The 24,647-nt window shown below is 62.4% G+C and carries 19 protein-coding genes; 8 read left to right on the plus strand and 11 right to left on the minus strand.

Annotation, left to right across the window (positions count from 1 at the left end; all coding sequences use genetic code 11):
* Positions 1-51: 51 nt before the first annotated feature.
* Positions 52-1,161: a mandelate racemase/muconate lactonizing enzyme family protein gene (locus ACO06J_RS08580; protein ID WP_421760282.1), complete on the plus strand. Its 1,110-nt coding sequence runs from the start codon at positions 52-54 to the stop codon at positions 1,159-1,161.
* Between the two features lie 210 nt (positions 1,162-1,371).
* Positions 1,372-1,815: a GNAT family N-acetyltransferase gene (locus ACO06J_RS08585; RefSeq protein ID WP_421760283.1), complete on the plus strand. Its 444-nt coding sequence runs from the start codon at positions 1,372-1,374 to the stop codon at positions 1,813-1,815.
* Between the two features lie 70 nt (positions 1,816-1,885).
* Here ACO06J_RS08585 and ACO06J_RS08590 read toward each other — a convergent pair whose 3' ends face one another.
* Positions 1,886-2,380, minus strand: a complete 495-nt coding sequence (locus ACO06J_RS08590) for a hypothetical protein (protein WP_421760284.1) — start codon at positions 2,378-2,380, stop codon at positions 1,886-1,888.
* 280 nt (positions 2,381-2,660) lie between these two features.
* Here ACO06J_RS08590 and ACO06J_RS08595 point away from each other — a divergent pair, with 280 nt between their 5' ends.
* A complete protein-coding gene (locus tag ACO06J_RS08595) occupies positions 2,661-3,551 on the plus strand; it encodes an alpha/beta hydrolase family protein (RefSeq protein WP_421760285.1) in 891 nt (296 codons plus the stop codon).
* Positions 3,552-4,498: 947 nt separating this feature from the next.
* Here the strand turns inward: ACO06J_RS08595 and ACO06J_RS08600 are convergent.
* The 3 genes from ACO06J_RS08600 to dapA form a co-directional block, all read right to left on the minus strand.
* The gene (locus ACO06J_RS08600) at positions 4,499-4,978 is read right to left on the minus strand and encodes a hypothetical protein (protein WP_421760286.1); all 480 of its coding nucleotides are present in this window, start codon (positions 4,976-4,978) and stop codon (positions 4,499-4,501) included.
* A gap of 25 nt (positions 4,979-5,003) precedes the next feature.
* Positions 5,004-5,459 carry an SsrA-binding protein SmpB gene (smpB, locus tag ACO06J_RS08605; protein WP_421762474.1) on the minus strand — a complete coding sequence of 152 codons (456 nt, stop codon included), beginning with the start codon at positions 5,457-5,459 and terminating at the stop codon, positions 5,004-5,006.
* 93 nt (positions 5,460-5,552) lie between these two features.
* The gene (gene dapA, locus ACO06J_RS08610) at positions 5,553-6,434 is read right to left on the minus strand and encodes a 4-hydroxy-tetrahydrodipicolinate synthase (protein ID WP_421760287.1); all 882 of its coding nucleotides are present in this window, start codon (positions 6,432-6,434) and stop codon (positions 5,553-5,555) included.
* A 282-nt stretch (positions 6,435-6,716) separates the two neighbouring features.
* Between dapA and ACO06J_RS08615 the strand changes: the two genes are divergently transcribed.
* Positions 6,717-8,756, plus strand: a complete 2,040-nt coding sequence (locus tag ACO06J_RS08615; RefSeq protein WP_421760288.1) for a transglycosylase SLT domain-containing protein — start codon at positions 6,717-6,719, stop codon at positions 8,754-8,756.
* A 51-nt stretch (positions 8,757-8,807) separates the two neighbouring features.
* Positions 8,808-9,752 carry an alpha/beta fold hydrolase gene (locus tag ACO06J_RS08620; protein ID WP_421760289.1) on the plus strand — a complete coding sequence of 315 codons (945 nt, stop codon included), beginning with the start codon at positions 8,808-8,810 and terminating at the stop codon, positions 9,750-9,752.
* On the opposite strand, the gene ACO06J_RS08625 is transcribed toward ACO06J_RS08620, so the two are convergent.
* The 4 genes from ACO06J_RS08625 to ACO06J_RS08640 form a co-directional block, all read right to left on the minus strand.
* Positions 9,753-11,267, minus strand: coding sequence for a hypothetical protein (locus tag ACO06J_RS08625; protein ID WP_421760290.1), 1,515 nt, complete (start codon positions 11,265-11,267; stop codon positions 9,753-9,755).
* Between the two features lie 129 nt (positions 11,268-11,396).
* Positions 11,397-14,741: an OmpA family protein gene (locus ACO06J_RS08630; protein ID WP_421760291.1), complete on the minus strand. Its 3,345-nt coding sequence runs from the start codon at positions 14,739-14,741 to the stop codon at positions 11,397-11,399.
* A gap of 221 nt (positions 14,742-14,962) precedes the next feature.
* Positions 14,963-16,381 (minus strand): hypothetical protein, encoded by a 1,419-nt coding sequence (locus ACO06J_RS08635; protein ID WP_421760292.1) that lies wholly within the window; start codon positions 16,379-16,381, stop codon positions 14,963-14,965.
* 310 nt (positions 16,382-16,691) lie between these two features.
* Positions 16,692-18,428, minus strand: a complete 1,737-nt coding sequence (locus ACO06J_RS08640; protein WP_421760293.1) for a tetratricopeptide repeat protein — start codon at positions 18,426-18,428, stop codon at positions 16,692-16,694.
* A gap of 133 nt (positions 18,429-18,561) precedes the next feature.
* On the opposite strand from ACO06J_RS08640, the gene ACO06J_RS08645 reads away from it, so the two are divergent.
* Positions 18,562-19,305, plus strand: coding sequence for an SDR family oxidoreductase (locus ACO06J_RS08645; RefSeq protein ID WP_421760294.1), 744 nt, complete (start codon positions 18,562-18,564; stop codon positions 19,303-19,305).
* On the opposite strand, the gene ACO06J_RS08650 is transcribed toward ACO06J_RS08645, so the two are convergent.
* From ACO06J_RS08650 to ACO06J_RS08660, 3 genes are all read right to left on the minus strand, one after another.
* Positions 19,302-19,943 (minus strand): NADPH-dependent F420 reductase, encoded by a 642-nt coding sequence (locus ACO06J_RS08650; protein ID WP_421760295.1) that lies wholly within the window; start codon positions 19,941-19,943, stop codon positions 19,302-19,304. The two genes, ACO06J_RS08645 and ACO06J_RS08650, sit on opposite strands and share 4 nt — an antisense overlap.
* A 167-nt stretch (positions 19,944-20,110) precedes the next feature.
* Positions 20,111-21,121, minus strand: a complete 1,011-nt coding sequence (locus ACO06J_RS08655) for an SIS domain-containing protein (protein ID WP_421762475.1) — start codon at positions 21,119-21,121, stop codon at positions 20,111-20,113.
* 14 nt (positions 21,122-21,135) lie between these two features.
* Positions 21,136-21,909: a GntR family transcriptional regulator gene (locus ACO06J_RS08660; protein WP_421760296.1), complete on the minus strand. Its 774-nt coding sequence runs from the start codon at positions 21,907-21,909 to the stop codon at positions 21,136-21,138.
* 270 nt (positions 21,910-22,179) lie between these two features.
* Here ACO06J_RS08660 and ACO06J_RS08665 point away from each other — a divergent pair, with 270 nt between their 5' ends.
* Positions 22,180-23,004 (plus strand): amidohydrolase family protein, encoded by an 825-nt coding sequence (locus tag ACO06J_RS08665; RefSeq protein WP_421760297.1) that lies wholly within the window; start codon positions 22,180-22,182, stop codon positions 23,002-23,004.
* Positions 23,005-23,088: 84 nt separating this feature from the next.
* Complete coding sequence (locus ACO06J_RS08670; protein ID WP_421760298.1) at positions 23,089-24,636, plus strand: tryptophan halogenase family protein; 1,548 nt, start codon at positions 23,089-23,091, stop codon at positions 24,634-24,636.
* Positions 24,637-24,647: the final 11 nt, after the last annotated feature.

Genomic DNA, 24,647 nt, shown 5'->3' on the forward strand with positions numbered 1-24,647 from the left:
CTGTGGCTAATGCTGGAGGCGAATTGAGGCTGAAAGCGAGGGGCACGTCAGATGAGCAGGATCGAGCGGGTTGAAATCCTGATGGTTGACCTCGTGCCCAAGGTCAAACGGGTGGACGCGATCCAGTCCTTCGTCAGCCAGGAAACGCCGATCGTCAGGATCACTGACAGTGATGGCGCCATTGGCACCGGCTACAGCTACACTATCGGCACCGGCGGCCCCTCGGTGATGGAACTGCTCAAGCGCACCCTGGTGCCGGCGCTGATTGGACGCGAGGCGATGGAGATCGAGCGGATCTGGCGCGACCTGCTGTTCCTGACCCATGCAACCACCACCGGGGCGATTACCTCGATCGCGCTTGCCGCCATCGATACGGCCTTGTGGGACCTCAAAGCCCGCAAGCTCGGCCTGCCGCTGCATCTGCTCGCCGGCGGGGCGCAGGCCTCGATCCCGCTTTACACCACCGAGGGCGGCTGGCTGCATCTGTCTGAGAGCGCCCTCGTCGAGGATGCGCTGCGGGCAAAGGCCGATGGGTTCGGCGGCTGCAAGCTGAAGGTTGGCAGGCCGCTTCACGAAGACGTCAGGCGGATCGCGGCGGTGCGTGAGGCTGTCGGTCCGGGCTTTGAGATCTTCACCGATGCCAACCAGCGCTTCAACGTCGATGAGGCCATCCGGCGGGCACGCGCCTATGAGGCGCTCGACATCGGCTGGTTCGAAGAGCCGCTGACCGCCGAGGACATTTCCGGGCACACACGCCTTGTCTCCAGCACCTCGATCCCGATTGCAGTGGGGGAAAGCCTCTACAGCGCGATGCATTTCCGGGAGTATCTCGAGCGGCACGCCTGTTCGATCGTCCAGGTCGATGTCGGCCGGATCGGCGGCGTAACCCCCTGGCTGAAGGTCGCGCATATGGCCGAGAGCTTCAACATCGCGGTCTGCCCGCACTTCCTGATGGAACTCCACGTCGGTCTCTGCGCGGCGATCCCCAATGCGCGGTGGGTCGAATATATCCCTCAGCTCGATGACCTCACCGGCGAGAAAATGAAGATCATCGACGGCCGCGCCGTCCCCTCAAGCAAGCCCGGCCTCGGCATCGACTGGGATTTCGCCGCTATCGCAGCGCAAACCGTCGAGGGCTCGCACTCGATCCACTTGCTTTGATCTGGTCAGGCTACAAAGCCCTTGCCGCGATCTCGTGGGTGCTGATCGGCAGTTTGCCCTGCTACGCGAGAACACGAGCAAAGGCGCTGACTGCGGCGATGTTCAATCATGCGGAGGGGCGGATGGCGGAGGCGGTGGAGCAAATAGTTGAGCAACCTCCTGGTGTCCCAGCCTTGACCGGCAGCGCATCCGCCTCCTAACTCTCTGTCCATGCGCATCGAACGTCTTGTCACATTGCCAGCACAGATGGACACGCTTCGGGCGGAGGCACGCTCGGAAGGCTTCCGGCATATCGAAGATTTGTGGCAGCAGTGGCAGGACCAGAAGGTGCGATTTGATCGTCCCGGTGAAATCCTCGTTTGCGCCTATGCGGGCGATGAACTGGCCGCAGTCGGCGGCATCACCGAGGACTTCATCGATCCCGCATGGCTCCGGATGCGGCGGTTCTACGTCCGCCCGCAGTTCCGCCGCCAAGGGGTGGGCAAAGCCATCGTTGATCATCTGCTTCCAACCGCCCTGCCCTTGGGCCGTCCGATCGCTCTCTACACAGATACACCCCAAGGCGCGGCGTTCTGGGAAGCGCAGGGCTTCGTTCCCATTGCTCGCGAGAAGACCACCCACGCCCTTCCGGAGCGAGGTAGGCCATTGAGGTGACGTGCCTCCCTTCTGGTCCAATACGGACTTTCCCAAAGGAGGTGGCGTGCCATGATACGGTTGCAGTCTCTCACACGCTCGACCGTGCCGTTGGCGCGTTGAGTTTGACTACAAGGGTGATCAGAAACCCTATGGTCAGCAGGTTTGCAAAAAAGGTGGCGAAGAACCAACCAGTCACCACTTCATCGGTACTTAGTGTCTCATTATACAGTAGCGGCGTAGCGATAGCTGGGACCAGTGGTAATGCACCCCAAGCGAGGTGCTTTCCTCCGTCGCGCAACCTCCTTACGATCGCTGCGCTGAGGAGCACAGCAGCGGCAGAAACCGCTGCTAGGTAAAGTGGGATCATGCTCAAGAAGATGGCCCGTACGAATTCGCCGAAATCTACTGTTGCGAAATCTACTGCTGTCAAACTGCGCTGGAAGCTGGATTGCATGGTCACTTGCACGGCAACGAGCAGAGTGGCGCTCACCAGGAGCGCATATGGCCAGAACAGCCGTGATGAATCTCGACCATGAAAGCGCAAGAGCCTTGCCAAGTTATGGCGTAGCGAGGCAACGATCATTGAAAGCTCTCCAAAGCACTGATACCGGTCTGCAGCCTTTCTATACAGTATCGTGATCGATTTCCTATCAAGCTAATGCCCTGCAAATGATGTAACCTGACGTCAGCTTCACAATCCCTGTGGCAGCCATTGGCTAAATTACCAGTTCTGACGCTTTCGAATTCGGCGTCAATGCGGGTCATCGCACCCTCCCCCTCCCATCATCCCCGTTGACACCCGCAAACCCGGGATGACAACCTTGTCACCGATATTGACGAGACCATTCAAAAGGAAAGCACTGATGCGCGTGATGAAGACTGGGATGACGATGCTGGCCACCCTGGCGTTTTCGCTGGCGGGGGCGTCGCTGGCTCTGGCCGAGACAGTCACCGAAGTGACGGTCATGAACGGCGCGCGCGCTGTTCCGGCGACAGTGGTCGTGCCCGATGGCGCCGGCCCGTTCCCTGCTGTGGTGATGAACCACGGCCATGGCGGCGGACGGCAGGAAGGCGGCGGTTTCACCAAGCTCGCCAAGGCCCTGGCGGATGCCGGCATCATCACCATCCGCATGGATTTCCCGGGCACCGGCGACAGCAAGGAGCCCTTCACCGAGGGCTACCTCAGCAACATGATCTCGGATTCGAACGCCAGCCTCGCCTATATGCTGGCGAACTTCCCGGCTGATCCCAAGCGCCTTGGCATCCTCGGCTACTCGATGGGCGGCCGCATCGCGCTCACCATCGCGGCGACGGCGGACAACCCGTATAAGGCCATCGGGCTGCTGGCGCCCTCGTCCGACCCGGGCAAGACGCTTGCGCTGTTCTTTGCGGGCTCGGAAGCCGAGTTCGAACGGCTCTATGCCGAAGCCTCGACCGACAAGGGCTATGCTGATTACACGACGATTTATGGGCAGAAGCAGCAACTCGGCAAACGCTGGTTCGACGAGTTGCTCGCCTCGCATCCCGACGAGACGATCGCCGTCTACAAGGGCCCGATGCTGGTGGTGCATGGTGACAAGGATACGGTGATCAAGCAGCCGGAAGTTGACATGCTGCTCAAGGCCTATCCCGCCGCCGAACTCGTCACCGTCCCCGACGCCGACCACGGCTACGGCTTCTACAGCGACCAGCCCGCCGTCACCGCGCTGGTCGAAGGATCGTTCGCCAAGTTCTTCAGCGAAAACTTGAAGTAAGGGGCGCAAGCCACTCGTATCCCTCTAGCTCCCTCCCCATTCTGAGGGGGAGGGTGGGGGTCAACACGCACTTGGGTGGGGTCAACACGCACTTGCCCTGGTGGTGAACGCGCCGGTGCTCGACCGACGATCTGGAGCGTGCTGACCCCCACCCCTGTCCCCTCCCCCTACCGGGGAGGGAGACCAAGACACGGACAGAGGCAGACCGGGGCGTCCGCATGGTGCCGAACTCCCATCGAACGTCATCCCAGCGTCGGCTGGGACCCACATATCAGCCTGCTCAGACGGAGAGTTGAGTCCCTGCCCGCGCGGGGATGACACCGAGTATGTGTGCACTGTCAGTGACTTCGCACCACCTAGGACACCAGCCGCCTCCACCTTCGCCCGCCTGCCGCCCCCAGCGACCAGACCGCCCTGCCTCCATTTCTGCAAATCGGTCCTAATTGCATTTGGATCAGTTATCGCTACCCGTCGTCCAGCAGCGGCCGCTCGGTCCCCTCCACCCTCACGGGCACTTCCATTTGAGCAAGAAAAGCCATGAGAGTTATGCTCGAATGGCTAGGAACGTGGCCTTAGTGCATTGAAACTCAATCGAATTCCTGAACTTATCCCCGCTTCGCCAACCTGAGCTATTCTCATCCCGTCCCCTACACGGACGCGGTCGCGACGAACGAACGGTGGGGGTATCGGGAGCCAGGGGAGTCGTTCCCTGGCGGGCCGATGGTATTGGCAACCGACCGACCAGTCAGGCTCCGTCTTGGTAACAAGTCGCGAGGCGCACCGGCCAGTACGCTCCCCGATGCCGGAGGCCTAACTCAGACCCCGATGATCCGGCGTGGCGACGGCCATACAAAACTGCGGACTACCCGCGTCGGCAATCGCCACGCCGGATCCGTCTACCCCCACGAACCCCGATGGCGTGAGCCAGCCGGGCGCATCTGCACGCCCTACCCCTCAAGCACCAAGCGGATCCTGTCCCGAAACGCCTCAGCGGTGGCCTTGGAGCCGAAGTCGCGCGTGTGATAGCGCTTGCCGTCCACCGTCTTCAGCACCACGCCCCAGGTTGGGCCGGAGCTGTCCCACTCGATCTCGCGCAGCTCGAAATCTGCTACCGCACCCGGAGTGATAGACACCGTGCGTGCGCTGAACGGGGTGCGCAGTTCAATGTCGATCCGACCCTTCGCGACCGTCCAGGTGGCCGCCGGGGCGAGGAGGCCTGCGGCGATCATCGGCACGCCGACCGAAAACGCGCCAACCACGATGATCAGGAAAAACAGGCTCACGAAGCTCGGCGGCCACAGTCCCCGCCCGAGTTCGCCGAGTGTCAGCACCAGAACGATGAGCCCGCAGACAATCAGGAACACCCTCAGGGCGTTGTGCATGGGCACAACATGGCGCAGTCGTCCGTCGGTTCCGACTTCGTCCATCTGCCTCGGCTCCAGGCGCGAGGGGTCAGCCGTGCTTGAGCAAGCGGCTCTTCTCGCGGTTCCAGTCGCGGTTCTTTTCAGTCTCGCGCTTGTCGAAGCTCTTCTTACCCTTGCCGACGCCGATCAGCAATTTGGCTCTGCCCTGCTCGTTAAAGTAGAGTTTCAACGGCACGATGGTATTGCCCGCGCGCTCCACATCCTGGCTCAGCCGTGCCAGTTCCTTCTTCTTGACGAGGAGCTTGCGCGGCCGCTTTTCCTCATGGTTGAAGCGGTTGGCCTGCAGATATTCGGGGATATGGGCGTTGATCAACCACAGCTCGCCACGCTCGGGCGAGGCATAGGCCTCGGTGATCTGCGCCTTGCCCACGCGCAATGACTTCACTTCGGTGCCGGTCAGCATGATGCCGGCCTCGAGCGTGTCGATGATCTCGTAGTCGTACCGGGCCCGCCGGTTCTCGGCGATCGGGCCCGTGACGATCATTGCGGGTTTGTTGGGCTTGGTTGCCATCTTGCCTTCTTACTGGTCGGGCGCCCGCAACGCAAAGCCGTTTCCGCCTTTATCGAGCGCCCACCCTTAGTTAGGCAGCAGCCCCGCATGCGACAAGGCGAAATCGATGGCCTGTTCGTTGGCCTTCGAGATCGGCGTGAGCGGCAGGCGGAACTCGTTGCGGCAGAGGCCAAGCTTCGACGCTGCGTATTTGACGCCGCCCGGGTTGTTCTCGAGGAACAGGTTCTTGTGCAGGTGCACCAACTTGTCCTGCAGCGCCAGCGCCTCGGCGTAGTTGCCCTGCTGGCAGGCATTCTGGAACAGCGACGACAGCCGCGGCGCAACGTTCGACGTCACCGAGATGCAGCCCGAACCGCCATGGGCGTTAAACCCCAGCGCCGTCATATCCTCGCCCGAGAGCAGGATGAAATCGGCCCCGAGCTTGGCGCGCTGCAGGCTCGCCCGCTCCATGCTCGCGGTCGCGTCCTTGACGCCGATGATGTTGGAATGCGCATCGCGCAATCGCGCAATTGTGTCGATGGTCAGGTCGACAACCGTCCGGCCCGGCACCGAATAGAGCAGGATCGGCAAAGCCGTCGAATTGGCCACCGCCGAAAAGTGCTGGAACAGCCCTTCCTGGGTCGGCTTGTTGTAGTAGGGCACGACGGAGAGCACGGCATCAGCGCCGACTTCCTCGGCAAAGCGCGCCAGCGACACCGCCTCGGCGGTGGAATTGGCGCCGGCACCAGCCACAACCGGCACGCGCTTGTTCGTCACTTCGACGCAGATCTCGATGACGCGGCGGTGCTCTTCGTGGGTGACGGTCGGGCTTTCGCCCGTCGTTCCCACCGGCACGAGGCCATGGCTCCCTTCGGTGATTTGCCAATCAACAAAATGCGAAAAGGCTTTCTCGTCCAGCGCTCCGTTGGCGAACGGCGTCAGGAGCGCTGTAATCGAACCTCTCAACATTTCAGGCAAATTCCTCGGTTTGGCGTCCGTATGGCGGACTTGGTTCTGGTTTGGTGGGCCGAAATGGCCAGATTGCGGCCATATCGGGTTCATGCCCTAGCCACAGTCGCGCACCATAGTTGGCCTCGTGCGGCGCGACAAGCGAGCTATCGAGCGATCTCGCGCCGCACACCCACAAGGACCGAGTGGCTAACCAATTGTTCACGACAAGGGAGCAATCTTAGGCTGCAAGGGTGGGGGCACCTTGTTGGATTTGTACTGAGGACCAACAGGACGGTTACCATGTTCTTTGCGAAGAGGCCCTTTGGCCTCCTAGCTGGCGTTTTCGTCGCCATACTGATCGTCGCTGCCCCCTTTCCGGCAGACGAGGCGGTGCGCGCGAACGACGGCATAGACGCCCTGATCACCGGCTCGATCGACAAGACGACGCCCGCATCAAGCGATGCTGCGTCCAATGGGTTTCAGGCTGCGCTGAAGGTGCTCGCTGACGGCGACGCTGCGGCCGCCTATGAGCAGGCCCGCGCCCTCCCTGACCCCACCGAACGCCGCGCCCTGCAATGGGCCGCGATTTATTTCGGCAATGGCGAAGTCCCCTCGGCCTCCATCGAACGCTTCATGGCCGACGCGCCCAGCTACGCCTCCGGATCGGTGTTCAAGACCCGCCTCGAACAGGCGCTGGTGAAGGAAAACGCCGCCGGCAGCGACGTCATCAAGTTCCTCGGCGGTGCCGTTCCCAATACCATCGACGCGCGGATTGCGCTCGCCAGCGCCTATGCCGCTGGCGGCCAGACCGACCGTGCCGCGCGCCTCGCCCGCAGCATCTGGGTCGATAATTTCCTCGATCCCAAGACCGAGGCCGAGGTGCTGGACAAGCTCGGCACTCTGCTTAACCGCGATGCCCACTGGGCCCGCGCCATGCATCTGATGATGAACGACCGCGCCTCAGCGGTCAACCGGCTGATGAAATACCTGTCGCCGGCGCAGCAATCGCTCGCTGTGGCGCGCAATGCGGTGTCCCGTAACGGCAAAGACGCCAAGAAGCTGCTCGACAAGGTCGATCCGTCGATGCAATCGAACCCGGTCTACCTGTTCTCACGCGCCCAGCGCGCCCGGCAGTTCGAACTCTGGGACGATGCCATCGCCTGGCTGGGCAAGATCAAGGGTGATGTGCCCGATAGTGAAGATGTCTGGTACGAACGGCGCGGCCTCGTCCGCCAGTTGCTGGCGCTCGGCGAGGTCAAGCGCGCCTATCACGCCGCCGATGGCTATCGCGGCGGACCGGAAGGCCGCCAGGTCGAGGCGCATTTCCATGCCGGCTGGATAGCGCTGAGTTTCCTCCATGACGCCAAGCTGGCGATCCCACATTTCGAGGCCATGACGAAGCTATCGACGCTTCCCGATTCCGTGACGCAGGCCAATTTCTGGCTTGGCCGCGCGCTCGCCGCCGCTGGCGACACGGCAGGCGCCAAGGCTGCTTACATCGCAGCGGCAAAGTACGGTACAATCTATTACGGCCAGCTGGCGCGTTCGGCGCTGGGCGAAAAGAACGTCGCCCTCCGCCCCCTGCCCGACGCCAAGAGCGCCGAACCTGGTTTCGAGTCGCGTGAACTGGTGCGCGCCGTCCGCCTCCTCGCCGACAATGGCCACAAGGAAATGGCGGTGCCCTTGCTCCGCAGCTTCGCCTTCGGTTTCAGGACCGGCGGCGAACTGCTGCTTGCGGCGCGGCTGGCACAATCGCTCGACGCCCACCATCTCGCGATCACAATCGCCGATACCGCCGAGCAGCGCGGCTTCCCGCTCGATCTGTTCAACTTCCCCAAGGACGGGCTGCCGTCTACCCAACTCGCCAGCATCGACCACGCCGTGGTCTACGCCATTGCCCGCCAGGAGAGCCGCTTCCAGGTCGACGCGGTGTCGTCGTCCGGCGCCCGCGGCCTGATGCAACTGATGCCGGCGACCGCCAAGGAGACGGCCGGCAAGATCGGCGTCGCATACTCCGCCAACCGCCTCACCACCGACCCCGCCTACAATGCGCTGCTCGGTTCGACCTACCTCAAGGCACAGCTCGAACGGTTCGATGGCTCGCTTCTGCTCGCAGCCGCCGCCTACAATGCCGGGGGTGGGAATGCCAACAAGTGGATCGGCACCTTCGGCGATCCGCGCTCAGAGACCATCGACCCGGTCGTCTGGGTCGAGCTGATCCCGGTGCAGGAGACGCGCAAATACGTGCAGCGCGTGCTCGGCAATTATCTGGTCTATCGCGCCCGGCTCGGCCAGAACGACCTCGACATGGAGCAGGCGCTGCGGCGGATTCCGGGGTAGTTCGCCCGGCCCGATCTTGCCCTCCGCCCTGCCTGTGCTAGGTCTTTGCCCATGCTGTTTGGCCCCCGCCCCGTCCCCGCCGACCTCCGCGCCTTCGCGCACCTGCCGGTCACCCGCTATATCGTCGGCCCAGCCAACGAGCAGATGGCCGTCCACGTCTCGGGGCAACTGGTCATCGGCCGCACGCCGCTGATTTGCCTCGCCGGCTTTCAGCGCAACATGTCGGATTTCGCCGATTTCGCCACCCAGTTCCGCCGCAGCTTCGGCGAGGACTGGCCGGTCATCCTCATCGACCTCAAAGGCCGCGGCCGCTCATCGGACCGCAGCGACAAATCACGTTACGTTTCCACGATCGACGCGATGGACGTGATCCAGCTGATGGCCGCCCTCGGGGTAGAAGCGGGACTATTCGTCGGCCAAGGCCACGGCGGACAGGTCGTCATGGCGCTCGCCGCCGAGCGACCTGTACTGGTGGCTGGCACGGTGCTGATCGATGCAGGACCTGTCTCCGATCCCCGCGGCCTCGTCCGGCTCCGCAACAACCTGCATGATCTCGAAGGGCACCGCAGCGAGATCGGATTTCGCTCGATGTTCCGCCGCATGCTGGCGCCCGATCATCCCGGCCTCACCGACGATGCCCTCGATGCGTTGGCAGGCCGTACGCACTTTCTCGACAAGCGCGGCAAGGTCCGGGCGCTCTACGACCCGCAGATCCTCAAGCCGCTCGAGGCCTTCGAGCATGACGACATCCTCGTGCCGCAGTGGCCGCTTTACGAGGCCCTAGCCCATGCGCCGTTGCTGCTGATGCGCACCCAGTTGACCGATCAGCTGCGGCGCGAAACCTTCGAGGAAATGCTCCGCCGCCGCCGGGACGTCCAGGGCTACGTGATCGAAGGCCAGGGATCCCCTGCCCTCCTCGCCACCCCAGAAGATGTCGAGCCGATCGCTGAGTTCATCCGCTCGATCGTCAAGCGCCGCGGCAGGGCAGCCGCCTGATCAGGTGTCTGCCGCGACCTTTGCGTTGGTCAGCGCCGCCAGCTCGACGGCCTGCTCACGCCAGTGCTCGCGGCTGATGCGGCCGTCGATGCCCAGATGCGTCTCGACCCATGCCATCTGCTTGTCGTTCAGATCTGCAACCTGATCAAAGTGATAAATGCCGAGCGTATTCAGAGCGGTCTCGATGATCGGAAGAATGCCGATGACGTTCGTCAACTCGTCCCGCTGCCCATTGCGTGGGGCGGGAATACCCTCCGGCTTATTGGGGTCGGGAATGGCCTCCACGACTGCGTTGGCCGCCTCGGCTGCGGCGGCAACTGCCGCGCCAGACGCCTTTACTGCATCTCCTGCCTCGGCGATGCCATCGGGCACCGGCGCAGCACGCCTAGGCTTACTTCCCTTCTGCCGTGGCGACCAGTTTCCCTCGATAGCGCGCATGGCCGCCGCCTCATCCTCTTCGGGCGAGCGCTTCGCCGGCATCGGCACTGGCGTTTCGGAGGGGTGGCTATTTGCCTCGACGGGGCTGTCGACCGGGACCTTGATCTGACTTTCGGCCGGTGCCTCGACCGCAACCTCGGCAGGCCCGGCCTGAACCACTTCGACGACCTCGTCCGATGCGGTCGCCGGCGGCTGCGCATCCGGAACAACGACCTGCTCGGCAACGGCCAAATCGACTGGCACCACCCCCTCAGGACTCACTTCTGCCGACGCCACAACATCGGGCTCCGCTGTCGTCTCTGAGACTTCTGCAACTACCAAGTCGCTCTGTTCTGCGGGCGCCTCTTCGGCAACGGTGAGCACCACAGGGGGTGCAGCTGGTACTGGTGGGGCTTCTTCCAGCTCGATACCCGCCGAACCGGATCTGTCCACCGCGACAACGGGCGCAACAACCTCAGTCTCTTCAGACGGAGAGTTGCTGGATTTGGGGGCCTCAGCATCTGCCGCAACCGCCTGCGTGAGCAGGGACTCAAGCTCTGCCGCCACGTCGGTGAGGCTCGGTGAGGCCGTCGCCTCAATCGGAAACGGCAGGATGTCAGCGGATTGGGTCGTCTCCGAGGTCACCAGCGTTCTGGGCTGCGCCACGTCAAGCGGTGACGCGATATGCCGGCCAGACGTCGTTTCACCTGCCGTCCGCGCCGGTTCGATTTGGGCTTTAGCCACTGCCGTTGGCGCTGCCCCTTCCACCGGAGGCAGTGGCGCAATGGTCGGCATCTGCCGTATTTCTGGGAGCGGCGCGTTGGCGAGCGCAATCATCGTTTCGGCAAAATCGGGAACGGGCACCTCCTTGGATGCCACCGGCACCGCAGGGGCGTTGATCGGATCGACCACCGGAGCGGTCACCAGCGCCGGTCCCGCCGCCGCGATTGGTGCAACCAGTGCAGGCGATACCGTGGCAACTGGCTTCGGCCTGAGCGTCCTCACTCCCAACCTGATCAGCGTACCCGCGGCCGCACCGATCAGAAATGCCACCAGCATTATGAGCGCAGTCTCAAGGATGTGAGCGGCGTTGAACATATCGCGCCTAGTCCTTCTTTGCGGGCAAAGACCACCAGCCGGTGGCAAGGCCGGCGAGCAAGGCTGCCAGCGCAAACGGCCAGTAGATTTCAAGCAGGTAAATCAGCGAGCTAATGAACATCGGTAAAGTCAGTGGTCCGTAATGCTGAAAGCGATGCGGCGGTTGGCCTGCTTGCCGGCGCGTGTTTCGTTGCTAGCGATCGGTAAGCTCTCACCATAGCCGACGGCATAGAGCCGCTCGGGGGCGACCCCCCTTACGATCAATGCGTCGACGACGGCCTCGGCGCGCGCCACCGACAATGCCAGATTGGCGTCGGCATCGCCGTCGGCGTCCGTATGGCCCTCGACATTAACCGTCGCTTCCTTGCAGGCAGCGAGATCGTTCGCGAGTTCATCAAGCGCCGTCAGCGATTCCTTCAGCAGCTTTGCGCCCCCGGACTCAAACCGGATATCGTTGCGCGCCGCGAGCGCGGCAACCTTGTTCTGGCAGACCTCCAACCCAGGCAGCAGGGAAACATCAACCTGCCAGTCCTTCGCAGCCGGCAAGCTCGCCAACTCGTTGATCGCAGACTGCCGCACCACATCGGTTTCCGCTCGTCCGGAGAGAACCCAGGTCTGCCCATCGAGCCCTAGCTCGCCGTCGGTGAGCATAGCCAGCGCCCGTGTCCCCGCCGCAGCACTCTCAGAAAAGTTTGGTGGGAGACCGGGGCCAACAGCGAGGGCGGCCGGGGGCTTGGTTCCGGCTGCGGTGGCCAGCGTTGACCGATCAGCCTCCACCGCTACGCTCCCTACAAACTCCAGCTTTCCATCGGCGGATTTCTTGACGTCAAAGACGAAGTTGCGCGGGACAGCGGCCACCTTCGGTTCTGCGGGCGGCTCGACCGGCGCAACTGGAACAGGAGTGGTTGCGACAGCGGCGGTCTCAGCCGGAACTGAGGCCGACGTTGTGGCGCTCTCGGGGGCTTTGGTTTCCTCGTCGGCCTTCGGCGCTCCGGCAGGAGGAGCAACCGGGGCAACCGGAGGCAGTTTTTCGATATCCGGAGTTGGCTCAACCGCTGCAACTACTGGCTCGGGTGCAGTCACCGGCGCCAGAAGTGCCAGCTGCCAGCTGGCCCCGCGATCCGAGGCTGCGGATATCGCGTCCTTTACAGCCTTCGCGTCGGCCTCGGTGCCCGGTTGCCCCGAGACCGACCAGGCGCGGCCATCATAGTGGACCTCGCCGCTTACGAGTTTTGTCAGTGCCGCCAGGCCTGCCGACACATCGGCGGCAAAGCCCTCAGGCTCACCAGAGCCGACAAGGCTGCGATCTTCTGAAACCTTCCCTGCCTGGGCCGCCAGCGCAGAACGCAGTGTCTCGGTTGGAACATAGCCTGACAGGGCAACGCTGCCATCGGCGGATTTGGTGGCGGACCACACGAATGGCGTCACCACCGGCGCGGCGTCCTTTGCCTGGATGGAGATATGCCATGTCGATGTATCGACTGCGGCCTGGAGCTCGCCCTCGACACTGTGCCGATCAGCGGTGGTCGCAGCCGTCCCAGTCAGAGTCCACCCACTTGCCGAGTAATCTGCAGTGCCACTTTCGAGGCCAGCCAGAGCACGCGCCGCAGCGATGGATGCTGTTCCGAAACTCTCGGGCGCCCCTGCCCCCAGACTCGTCCCATCCTGCAGTTTGTCTTTCACCTCTGCGGTCAGTTGGGCCTTCACGTCCTCGTCGGGCACGAAGCCCGTCACAGTCAGCGTTCCGTCAGACGCCTTCTGGGCGTGCCACACATACGGGTCAATGACGGGCAAGGCGGGGACGGCGGGCTGAGCTATGTTGACGGTCCAGTCCGGCCCGCCGAGGCCGGCCTGGTCGACCGCAGCCTGAAGAGCCTTCGCATTGGCGGCAGAACCGACCGCACCATCAAAACTCCAGTGCTTGCCGTCGAACTGGATCAGTCCGTGATCAACCAAGCCCAGCAGCTTTACCGCCTTGAGACTGACGCTCTCGAAATCGGCCGGATTGCCGTCGGCGATTGCGACTTCGGCTTTGCCGACCTTGGCCGCGTCGGCCTGAAGTCGGGTGAGCAGGGACTGGTCGGGCACGAAGCCGCCAAAGGCATAGGTCCCGTCTGCCGTCTTCTCCACGGCAAATGTGAACGGGTTGGCTATCGGTGGCCGCACCTCACTCGACCCCAAGGTCAGGCCTTGTGGCGCTCCGGCGGCCAGAGCACTTTCGACAGCAGCATAGGCGTCTACACTTGCCGCACGGCCCTTCACGGTAAGCACTTCGCCCGAAATTGAGGCCTCGCCTTCCGACATCTTCTGCACCGCAGCGAGAACGAAATCGACGCCGGACTGGAAGTGATCCGGTTCGCCGCGGCCAAGCTGAAGGCCACCCGTATCAATACCCGACTGGGAAGCGAGCCGCTGCAGCGTCTCCTTGTCAGGCACAAAACCATCCAGCCTGACCTTGTCGCCAGCGCGGCTGGCCTTGAACACGTACTGGGCCACTTTGGGGGCGCCGAGAGACAGCTCAACATCCGAAGCAGCAAGCGCCGTCTGCACAGCCTTTGCCGTCATCTCGTCCGCGGGCGCACCTTCCAAACTTAACTTAGTATCTGAGATCGTCGCGCTACCATTCTCTAATAGCAGCAGATTCTGCAGCAGCACTTTGGCGTGATCAGCAAACTCTTCCGGTGCCCCAGACGCCGGCGTCAGGCTGTTTGTAATGGAAATTCCTGCCGGCACTAACGCCGCGAGATCGCGCGCGACATCGGAATTCGGAACAGAGCCCGAGAGATCCAGGTGCTTGCCGTCAAACACCGCGTGCCACTCGAATGGCGATGCCAGAGCCGGCTGGATCTCGTGGAAGGCCATCTTGACCCCCGGCGGCGCTAGTTCAGTGACGAGCAGCAGGTCGTCATATGCCTCGGGTGACTTCGCGCGACCGGAGAGCGTCACATCCAGATCGGCTACCGCAACCTCTCCTTCGTCGAGGTCCTGGGCCTGCTTCAATGCGAAAGTGACGGCGGCCAGCCAGGTCGCGCGATCGGGCGCGCCGGAGAGCGGTCGCGTCTTGTCGGCTGCGGTGTTTCCGGCGATTTTGAGAATGTCGTCGCGCGCACTCGCATCGGGCACCCCACCACTCAGCGTGATGCGACCATCAGCGACCGTCGCGACAAATGGATACGGCTTTGCAAATTCGGCCAGCACGATATTTGAAGTCACAGAGCGAACCCCGCGTACCTCTGCAACTCGGGCAATAGCCTCATCCACCATTTTCTGTGTGGTGGCCGTGCCGTTCAGAACCGCATCCTGCATATCGAACGACACCTGAGCCCACGAAAGCTCCGGGGCGGTCAGCGCTGCAGCGGCGCGAGTGGTCAGATCATTTGGAATTGTGCTTGCGCTGGTAGCGATCGCGGCTGCCGTGGTGCTGATGACGGTGATGAAAGCCGGGATGCCCCAGCGCAGGAAGATGCCGCTCATACCGTCCTCAACCCAACAAGACCACCGATGCACTATCAAGCCATAGCGCGTCGTACTGAATCGCAGAAGTACGCCAACTCTTTGTCAGCAGGCGATTTTCTTAGCGTTGTGCACAGTTGAGCCTAGTCGGGCCTCAATTCAGGACCCTGCCCCTGCGAGGGACCCAAAAAGAGAAAGGCCCGGCAAAAGCCGGGCCTTCCAATTTCTGAGAGCAGAGAACCTTACTGGAAGGTCTTCTTGAACTCGGACTCGATCTTGTAGCCACCTTCCGAGTTGATGGTGCCCTTGACCGACGACGTGAAGGCGTCGCCACCAGGAGCCCAAGCCAGCTTAGCCGAACCGTAGAACAGGTCGCTGCCAGTCTCGTCGTTGGTGTTCACATAACCAACCGTACCGGTAAGGGTCAGGTTCTCTGTTACGCTGGCAGCAACAGCCGCTGCGACTTCGTAGCTATTGTCGCCCCAGCTGTCGTGAGCCCAACGGCCGCCAACATTCAGCGTCACGCCGTCAGCAACTGCTGCAGTGATGGATGCGCCAGCACCATAGTAGTCGTCGCCACCACCGGAAGTACCGTCCGCAGCCTCAACCGAGGCGGCGATGGTGAACATGTCGAACGTCGCGGAAGCCGACGCCAAGACGTTCCAGTAGTCGGTGCTATCAAAGGCGCCTGCTGCAACAATCTTGAAGTTGTCGAACGTGCCGGTGAAGCCAGCATGGACACCCCAATCCTGGATTTCGCCAGCGAGGACACCATTAGCAGCGACCGTGATGTGAGCCGAGAGGCCATCACCCGAGTAGGCGAGAACGCCAACCGCAGTACCAGTCGTGTCGCTGGCGCCGCCATTGAGGTTTTCAAGACCAGCCTTGGCAGACAGGCCGTTGCCAAGATCGGTTTCGATCTGGATAACATGGCCGCCATCACCGATCAGGTCCGGCGTCCAACCAACACCCGCGTCGACGTTTTCAGAGTTGAACAGGCCGAGCCAGTTCAGGGGCTCGTCGTCGCCCTTGTTCATGATCGAGCCCTTCTTACCGGCCGAGATGACCGTAGAATCGCCGATCGAGACATAGGCTTCGTCGAGAACCACACCGTCGGTGTCCGAACCCGAGTAGGTTGCGTACGACACGCCAGAGGCGTAAGCCGCAGAACTGCTGGACGTCGAATACGTTACAGTGCCGCTGGTGCCGCCAGAAAGGCCGGTTGTGGTGATGTAGGTGTACGAGACGCCCGAAGCATAGCTAGCGCCCGAAACGCGGCTGTTGTCTTTTTCCAGCAGCTTGATGACAGCCTTGGCCGGGCCAAAGTCGCTCGAAGCGGTCGCAACGAACTTGATCCACGCGTCAAAACGCGATTCCCAATCGTTGCCGCCGTTGTCGTTGTTGAACGTCGTCAAGTCGTCGGGCGTGTGGATGTGAGAAATCTCGTATCCACTGGTTTTGTAATCGCCCCAGCTGAACTTGTACTTCACTTCGCCGGTGATCTGCAGGCAGTTGGTGTCGGACGAGATCGTCAGACCCGAAAGGCCCAGGTTGTCGCAGACGTCAAGCGACGTCAGAACGCCAAGATCGGCTGCATAAGCGGCACCGGTCGAGAGACCAGCTGCTGCCACAGAACCCAGAAGAAGGCTCCTGATTTTCATTATTGACCTCCAAAGTCAGTCATTCGGTTTGCCGTTACCGGCGGTTTGTCGAAACGCGAACACACTTAGTTGTGTGTGTTGTCGACGCGTTTGCGACCGACAAACGATCCCATGCATGGATTCGCAAGACCCACTCTACGCATGCCTTGACTGGGCGCAATCGCAGAATGGCCGAAATTGGGCACGGGCAACGTGGTTGCGATGTGGCTGTTGCAGATTCAGCACAGGTTTGAAAACCAAGTGTTAACCCGTGTGAACAACACCTTACCAATCAGGCCTTTGCGCCCTGCAAAGCTCTGAAAGATGGCTCTCACGCCCATAGCTCAGGGTGCCGCAGCATCCACTCAGCCCTGTGCGCCGCCCAATTTGCAGCGCGCATTTCAGCCGTCCAGTTTCCGAGCTGCGGCTCGGATTCTACCACTGCCAGGCACGCCGGGTCCCATGGAAGCCCCGCAAACCCTAGCAAATCCGCGACCGGCTTTGCTGCTTGTCCGGAGAGCGTCGCCACGTCCACATCAAGAATGAAGCCCGGAAACAGGCTGTGCCACTGCGCCATCAGTTTGCGATAGGCGCGATGATACGCGACGATCTCAGTGAGATCGGAAGCGAACTCATAGCCAGAGCGTGGCAGGAATTTCTCGAAGATCGCGACGGCATGGTCGCCAGAATCGCGAACACAGTGGATCACCCGGGCATTGGGGAGAGCCGCGCGAATGAAGCCGAGCAGGCGGAAATTAGGCGGCATGGTGTCGATGATGCGCTTGCCGCCGCCCAGTTCGCGGCCGAATCTGGCGTATTCGACGCCAATCTGCCGCAAACCCTCAGGACCGCCTGAACCGTATCGATCCACCAACCGGCTCAAGAGGCGCTGCTCACCGGCGGCGTAGACGTCGGCATGCCGGGCGAGCACTGATTCCACGGTGCTCTTGCCCGAGCGTGGCAGCCCGACCACAAAGATCGGCGAGTCTTCTACAGAATCGCTGGCTTGATTGCCCGCCGCGCCGCTGAACATCTCGACCAGTCGGGCAAAATCCGCCTCCACAGCCGGGAGCGAAAAATTCAGCCGCGGCCGATGCAGTGCATTGACGCCTATATATGTCGTCACCGAGCGCTCGTGGTCCCCAGCGTCGCCCAGCGCTTTGGCGAGTCCAAAACCGGTATAGACGCGATCGTCAACTGGCGCAGCGGCGTTCGAGTAGATCGCCTCCATCGCCGCGATCCCGTGATCAGTTGCCGACCACCGCCGCATATGGGCAGCGTGGAAGTGCGCTTCGCCAAACGCTGGCCGCAGTTGCAGCGCGCGCTGGGAAGCCGCCAGAGCCTCTTTGAGCCGACCGAGCCGGTAGAGCGCGCGACCCTTCCAATAGTGAAAATCGGCCTCGTTCGGCGCCTTGGCCAAAGCTTCGGCGCTTACCGTCAGTGCGTCTTCCGGTCGGCCGAGGAGGTCAAGGACCCCAGAGAGACCGGCGACCGCAGCCGGATAGACCGGGCGCAGCCGCAGCGCCTCACGATAGGCACTCTCTGCTGCATCGAGTTCACTCAAGTCGCCAAGGACGTTCGCGAGGTTGAGGTAAAAGCCCGGCTCCGCAGGCGCCAATGACACAGCCTGCCGGTAGCTGGCTGCGGCGTCATCCAGCCTCCCCAGCGCTTTCAACGCCATGCCGCGATTAGAATGCGCCCCCGGAAACGCTGGCTTCAATGCAATCGCGCGGTCCAGCGCCTCGACTGCCTCGGCCGGGCGCCCCGCCGCATTGAGGGCTGCGCCGAGATTGGCGAAGTACTGCGGGTCACTCTTATTCACGCTGGTGGCGCGGCTAATCAGGCGAACTGCATCGTCGGGCTTTCCCTGCTGCAACCGAACCAGCCCGAGCAGGTGGTTGGCTGCCGGCTGCAAAGGTTCGCGCGCCAGCACCTGCTCATAAAGCCGTGCCGCCTCGTCGCCACGGCCCGCCTGGTGCAGTCGCAAGCCATCCTGCAGCACGTCAGCTATCGGAGCGCGTTGCGGCAGGTTAGTGCCGGGACGATTGGGTTTTGGCGGTTTGGACATGGGTTCGTCGTCGTTGGTCGGGGCGACCATAGCTACGGCAGTTGGGCTGTCAAACGAAGCCTAGCCGATGGTCTGCCTTGTCTCTGCCGCATCTTGCCGCCCATATGAACGAAAAATGGGGTGAGATAACCAGATGACTGAAGTGAAGGTAGCCGTTGTCAGCGGCGCAACGTCCGGCATTGGGCGGGCAACCGCGATTGGCCTTGGCAAGGCCGGCTATCGTGTCGCCATCCTGGGCAGGCGCGAAGCCGAACTCAACGAAACCGCAACGCTCGCCGGCGCCCGCTACTCGGGCGTCTGCGACGTCACCGATCCCGCCGCTGTGCACCGCTACTTCAGCGACGTACGTTCCAAGCTCGGCCGCATCGACGTGGTGTTCAACAATGCCGGCAAGTTCATGCCGCAGGCGAGCTTTGGGGACACCGACATCACGTCCTGGCAGGACATGGTCAACGTCAACCTCAATGGCGCGTTCTATGTGGCCCGAGAAGCGTTCCGGGCGATGCGCGATCAGAGCCCGCAGGGCGGCCGCATCATCAACAATGGCTCGATTTCGGCCTATGTGCCGCGGCCCGGCGCTGCCGCCTACACTGCCACCAAACATGCGATCACTGGCCTGACCAAAGCCATCTCGCTCGATGGCAGGGCGTTCAGCATCGCTTGCGGGCAGATCGATATTGGCAACACGGCCACCGATATGACCTCGAAGATGACCACCGGGTCATTGCAGGCAAACGGCACGATGATGCCGGAGCCGACTTTTGACGTGAAGCACGTTGTCGACGCTGTCCTCTATATGGCGGGGCTGCCGCTTGAGGCCAATGTGCAGTTCATGACCGTGATGGCGTCCAGCATGCCCTATATCGGGCGCGGCTAAGCCTTCATCAGGGCGAAGTTGAACTGCCCCGTCCCAAGCACCGAGTAGAGCCTGACCCATAGTGGCAACATCTGCTCGGTGGCGCGGGCGGAGGTGATATCGCCAAGATCGATGATCGACTGCCAGCCGAAACTGCGCAGCAGATCCATCGCGCGGCCCTTGGCACCCTTGTCATTGCCCGAAACGAACACCGTATGCGGGCCAGGAACCGAGGCCGGGTCGATCATCACCGAGGCGGTGACAGTGTTCAGCGTCTTGACCACCAGTGCGTCCGGAAACGTCCGCTGGATCAGTTCCCCCAGCGAATCCGTGTTCGAGATGGAGAGCGATGGCGGGAAGCCGTTCGAGAAATCCAGCGGGTTCGAAAGGTCGATCAAGAGCTTCCCGGCGAGGTTGGCCGCCCCAGCAGCAGTCAGCACTTCTATCGCTGAGTCGCCGCGGGTCGCGTGAATGACGATCTCGCCGAACTCAGCCGCCTGGGCAAATGTGCCGGTCTGGCCGCCGGTCCTCGCCGCAAAGGCCAGAGCCTTTTCGTTGTCGGCGCTGCGGGCGCCCATCATGACAGAATGCCCCAGTGCGACCAGTTTGCCGCCGAGCGTCTGACCAACCTGTCCAGTCCCCAGAACACCGATCTGCATGCGATTCCCCCCTGCCGGCGCAACGATAGCAGCGTCGCGACGCGACGTAAGCCTGCAAGAACGGGCAGGTCAGTTGGTGAAGGCGCGCACAACCACCACCGAGCGCTCGTCCCAGCCCTCGCCGTCAATATCCAGTCGGCAGTGAAAGCCTGTCGGATCATGACGGGTCATACGGTTTGGGTGATCTTGTTGAGGTGCGGGGGACGATCGGGATCGAAGCCGCGACGGCGGGACAACGCTTCGACCAAACCATAAAAAGTGACACCAAGGGCAAGCGCGTCCGTTATGGGGTGGCCGGACGCCGCGAAGGGAAGCCGCTCGGCCTTCTGGGCATTGACCGATGTAATGAACACCCTCGCGCCCTGCCCTGCCAGCCGTTCAGCAATCTCGGCAATCGAGCTCTCGGCCGCGTCACGCGCGGCGAGCGCCAGCACCGGAAAATGGTTTTCGACGATTCGCGCCGGACCGTGCACGACTTCGGCGGAGCTGTAGGCCTCCGCGTGGATCCCACAGGTCTCCTTGAACTTGAGCGCTGCTTCGCACGCGATGGCGAAGCCTGGGCCGCGCCCGAGCACGTAGAGCGACTGGTGCTTGTCGAGCGCGCCCATCAGCGGCGACCAGTCACAGGCGATGGCCTGTTCGAAAAGCTGCGGCGAAGATTCCAGAGCCGCCAGCAAGGCCTTGTCTTCCAACCAGTTTCCAACGACGGCCAGACCCGCGACAATCGAGGCAATGAACGTCTTCGTCGCCGCAACGCTCTTTTCCTCACCTGAGCGCAAGGCGATAGTGAGGTCGGAGGCCGCAGCGAGCGGCGAGTCTGGGGTGTTCGTCAGCGCAAAGGTCAGGGCGCTGTTTTTCCTGGCCGATTGGGCCATGGCGACGATATCCGGGCTCTTGCCTGACTGCGAAATGCAGATCGCGGCAGCATGCGAGAGTTTGAGCTCGCGCCCGTATATCGAAACGATCGATGGGCCAACCGAGGCAACGGGAACCCCGGCGAGGAGCTCAATGGCATACTTCAGAAACGACGACGCATGGTCGGACGAGCCGCGGGCGATGGTAACGATGGTCGACGGGTTCTTTTCGCGCAGCGCTACGCCAGCTTTCGCGAAAGTCTCGCGTCCGTCATCCAGCAAACGTCGGATGGCTAGGGGAATCTCTTCGATTTCCTGGCGCATGTAGCTGGCATTGGTCACTTGCGGGTTCCTTCCCCAACTCTGAGTTCGGCGACGAAGTCGTAGGTGTCACCGCGATAGACTGAACGTGTGAACTCGACGGCCCTGCCCGAGGCAAGGTAGGCGATCCGCTCGATGTGAAGCGCCGCTGCGCCCTCGGCGATTTCGAGAAGCTTGGCATCGGCCTCGCCCAGGTTGGCGGCGCGGATGCGCTGAATGGCGCGAACCGGCCGATTTCCGCTGCGCTCAAGGTGCGTGTAGAGCGAAGTGCCGACTTCGCCCGGGTCAGGCAAAATCGAGGATGACAGCGAAGCGCGCTCGATCGCCAGCGGCGTGTCCCCGGATATGCGCAGACGCTCGATACGGGCCACGCGCTCGTTGGGCGAAAGACCAAGCGCCATGGTCTCCTCGGAACTCGCATCATAGAGGCCGCGATCGAGCCAGACCGACCGCACGGCGATGCCCCGGCGGGCCATATCCTCGGCGAACGAGGTCAGCTGGCTCAGCGACTGCTCGAAGCGATGCGGCTGCGGCGCAACGAAAGTACCAGACCCATGGCGCTGCACCAGGATGCCATCGCGCACCAGATGCTGCACGGCCTTGCGTACGGTCACACGGGAGACGTCGACCTTGGTGGCGAGATCGCGCTCTGACGGCAGCGCGTCGCCCGGCTGGATCGTCCCGCGGGTAACGGCATCCTCGATCCAGCGTTTCAATTGAAGGTAGAGCGGCCCGCCCTGCGGCAGGACCACCGGACCGGTGCCAAACAAAGCTCCGCGGGCATCAGCCATGACAGCCAACCGAAATTATCGGTGCGCCAAAATGGTGGTGCACAAGCGGCTTGGCCATCGCATCGAGCCGACGAGACATGCGGAACTCCTTCTCGCGGTATGATACCAATAAAAGACCATTCCCCAAGTGGAAAATGGCAGCTCACTTCGTTTGAGTATGGCGCCGGACCGGCTAAGCCACAGCTTCTGCCCGACTATTGGCTGACTTCCGTCGTCTTTCGAACGGCCTATGCTAACGTTGCCGCTTAGTTCAGAGACCCAGGCCAACCTATGCGAATCCTCGATACCCACCTCCACCTCGTTTACCCCGACCGGTTCTCGTACCCCTGGCTCGCGAACGCGCCGGAGATCAACAGGCCCTGGAGCATCGAGGCCTACTGGGCCGAAGCGGCACCACTTGGGATCGAGGCAGCACTCCACATGGAGGTTGATGTCGCCGAGAGCGATATCGCAGGGGAAACCGAGTTTGTGCTGGGGCTGGACCGCATCGTCGGCGCCATCGCCAATGGCCGCCCGGAGCACGCGGATTTCCCGGCGCACCTCGACAAGATGGCGGCCTTTGGGGGCGTAAAAGGCATCCGGCGGCTGCTGCAGTTTCAGCCACCGGAGCTCTCGACCACTGAGACGTTCATCAACAATATCAAGCTATTGCCACGCTACGGGATGAACTTCGATATCTGCGTCAAGAGCCACGAACTCCCCTTCGCGCCACCCCTGATCCGCGCCTGCCCTGACACCCAGTTCATTCTCGATCACTGCGGTAACCCCAAGGTCGCCGACCGGGAGTGGGAAAGCTGGACGACCCGGATGGAGGCCATAGCCGAACTGCCCAATGTCGCCTGCAAGGTCTCGGGCATCCTCTCCAACGTGGATGCCACCTGGACCGTCGATGACATCAAGCCCTACGTCGAGTTCGTGATCGAGACCTTCGGCTGGGACCGGGTGGTCTGGGGCAGCGATCATCCGGTGGTGACTCTGTTCGCGGACCTGACGCGATGGGTGAAGGCGACAGAGGCGATTATCGCCGGCGCCAGCGAAGATGAACGCGCCAAGCTGCTATATCGCAACGCCGAGCGCATCTACAGCGTGGCTTAACAAACCGGACTTTCCCTTGTGCTTCATCGCTTGCGCGAAGGGGCGCCGTCGCCTTAACTCACTCAGGGAGAAGGAGTTAAGGCAATGGCGGGACAATCGCATTTCGTCGTCGTCGGTGGCGGCACGGCCGGCTGGATCAGCGCGTTCATCATCCAGGACAGCATCAAGCGCCTGAAGCTCGACGCGAAGGTAACCGTCGTCGAATCGACGAAGATCCCCACTGTTGGGGTCGGCGAAGCAACCACTGCGGCGTTCCACGTGTTCCTGCGCCACTTCAACATCGATATCTTCGAATTCTTCCGCGCCACCGAAGCCACCTACAAGCTCGGCATCCGGCACGAGGACTGGCGGCGCAAGGGCTTTACCTATTACGGCCCGATCGATGACCCGCACCAGGTGGTGAAAGCCCCGCCCGGCGCGCCATCCGACTATCTCAACGTCTATGCGGTATCGGCGGGGCACAAGGTGCAGGACATGCACCTGTTCGGCCCGCTGCTCGAAAAAAAGAAAGCACCGTGGGCGAAGAAGGATGACGGCAGCCTGATCCCGCTCGGCCCGTTCATTCCGGCCTACCACTTTGACCAGTCACTGGTGGGCGAGTTCCTCAAGGCCAAGTCGCAGGGCGTTGAGATCGTCGACAACGTGCTGAGCACGGTGGAGCGGGACGCTGTCAGCGGCGATATCACGGCGCTGGTGTTTGAGGATGGCGAGCGGCTGGCCGGGGATTTTTTCATCGACGCCACCGGCTTCCGCAAGCGGCTGATCCTCAAGGAAATGCAGGCGGGCTGGGTTTCTTATGCGCATGAGTTGCCGGTGAACCGGGCACTGCCCTTCTGGCTCGATATCGCCCCGGGCGACGAAATCCCCAACTACACCCGCGCCTGGGCGCAGGAAGCGGGCTGGATGTGGCAGATCCCGACGCAGACGCGCTTCGGGTGCGGCTATGTCTACTCAGACGAATTCCGAACGCCGGACGAAGCCCATGCAGAAATCGAGCGGGTGCTTGGCCGGAAGGTCGACGTGCGCGGTGATATCGTCTTCCAGATCGGCCGGCTGGAGAAGGCGTGGATCAACAATGTCGTGGCGGTCGGCCTGAGCTCGAGCTTTCTCGAGCCGCTGGAGTCGACCTCGATCCATGGCACGATCGTACAGATGATGATGTTCGCGGGCCAGTATCTCCGCGATCCGGCGCAGATGACGCAGAAGCTGCGGGATGACTACAACGCCCGGGTCGGGCGCCAGGTCGACGATTTCCGGACCTTCGTCAACACGCACTACATGACCGAGCGTGAGGACACGCCGTTCTGGCGGGAAGTCCGGGCCAATCGCATCCACCCCGAGACCAAGGAGCGGCTGGCGCGGTGGAGAACGGAGATGCCGCGGCGCGAGCACTTTGCGGACTATCTGTTCGGGCTGCCGCATGTCGAAACGCAATTGCACTACCCCGTGCTTGATGGGCTGGGGCTGCTCGACCCGGCGGTGGCGAAGGCGGAGATGGCGCGGGACCCGAAATTGCGGAAGTTTGCGCGCGAGACCCATGACAGTCTGGTCAAGGAGTACAAGCTCGCATCAACACGCGCCCTTGGACACGCCGAGTTCCTTGCCGCCGTGCGGGCCGGGGCGCAGTATTGATCAGGGGCATC

Origin of the sequence: Devosia sp. (assembly GCF_965229025.1) — a bacterium.
Lineage (GTDB): Bacteria > Pseudomonadota > Alphaproteobacteria > Rhizobiales > Devosiaceae > Devosia_A.

What these genes read in the sequence shown, in the direction of transcription:
- ACO06J_RS08580 (WP_421760282.1), top strand. Translation starts at nt 52, where the DNA reads ATGAGCAGGATCGAGCGGGTTGAAATCCTGATGGTTGACCTCGTGCCC.
- ACO06J_RS08585 (WP_421760283.1), top strand. Translation starts at nt 1,372, where the DNA reads ATGCGCATCGAACGTCTTGTCACATTGCCAGCACAGATGGACACGCTT.
- ACO06J_RS08590 (WP_421760284.1), bottom strand. Translation starts at nt 2,380, where the DNA reads ATGATCGTTGCCTCGCTACGCCATAACTTGGCAAGGCTCTTGCGCTTT.
- ACO06J_RS08595 (WP_421760285.1), top strand. Translation starts at nt 2,661, where the DNA reads ATGCGCGTGATGAAGACTGGGATGACGATGCTGGCCACCCTGGCGTTT.
- ACO06J_RS08600 (WP_421760286.1), bottom strand. Translation starts at nt 4,978, where the DNA reads ATGGACGAAGTCGGAACCGACGGACGACTGCGCCATGTTGTGCCCATG.
- smpB (WP_421762474.1), bottom strand. Translation starts at nt 5,459, where the DNA reads ATGATCGTCACGGGCCCGATCGCCGAGAACCGGCGGGCCCGGTACGAC.
- dapA (WP_421760287.1), bottom strand. Translation starts at nt 6,434, where the DNA reads ATGTTGAGAGGTTCGATTACAGCGCTCCTGACGCCGTTCGCCAACGGA.
- ACO06J_RS08615 (WP_421760288.1), top strand. Translation starts at nt 6,717, where the DNA reads ATGTTCTTTGCGAAGAGGCCCTTTGGCCTCCTAGCTGGCGTTTTCGTC.
- ACO06J_RS08620 (WP_421760289.1), top strand. Translation starts at nt 8,808, where the DNA reads ATGCTGTTTGGCCCCCGCCCCGTCCCCGCCGACCTCCGCGCCTTCGCG.
- ACO06J_RS08625 (WP_421760290.1), bottom strand. Translation starts at nt 11,267, where the DNA reads ATGTTCAACGCCGCTCACATCCTTGAGACTGCGCTCATAATGCTGGTG.
- ACO06J_RS08630 (WP_421760291.1), bottom strand. Translation starts at nt 14,741, where the DNA reads ATGAGCGGCATCTTCCTGCGCTGGGGCATCCCGGCTTTCATCACCGTC.
- ACO06J_RS08635 (WP_421760292.1), bottom strand. Translation starts at nt 16,381, where the DNA reads ATGAAAATCAGGAGCCTTCTTCTGGGTTCTGTGGCAGCAGCTGGTCTC.
- ACO06J_RS08640 (WP_421760293.1), bottom strand. Translation starts at nt 18,428, where the DNA reads ATGTCCAAACCGCCAAAACCCAATCGTCCCGGCACTAACCTGCCGCAA.
- ACO06J_RS08645 (WP_421760294.1), top strand. Translation starts at nt 18,562, where the DNA reads ATGACTGAAGTGAAGGTAGCCGTTGTCAGCGGCGCAACGTCCGGCATT.
- ACO06J_RS08650 (WP_421760295.1), bottom strand. Translation starts at nt 19,943, where the DNA reads ATGCAGATCGGTGTTCTGGGGACTGGACAGGTTGGTCAGACGCTCGGC.
- ACO06J_RS08655 (WP_421762475.1), bottom strand. Translation starts at nt 21,121, where the DNA reads ATGCGCCAGGAAATCGAAGAGATTCCCCTAGCCATCCGACGTTTGCTG.
- ACO06J_RS08660 (WP_421760296.1), bottom strand. Translation starts at nt 21,909, where the DNA reads ATGGCTGATGCCCGCGGAGCTTTGTTTGGCACCGGTCCGGTGGTCCTG.
- ACO06J_RS08665 (WP_421760297.1), top strand. Translation starts at nt 22,180, where the DNA reads ATGCGAATCCTCGATACCCACCTCCACCTCGTTTACCCCGACCGGTTC.
- ACO06J_RS08670 (WP_421760298.1), top strand. Translation starts at nt 23,089, where the DNA reads ATGGCGGGACAATCGCATTTCGTCGTCGTCGGTGGCGGCACGGCCGGC.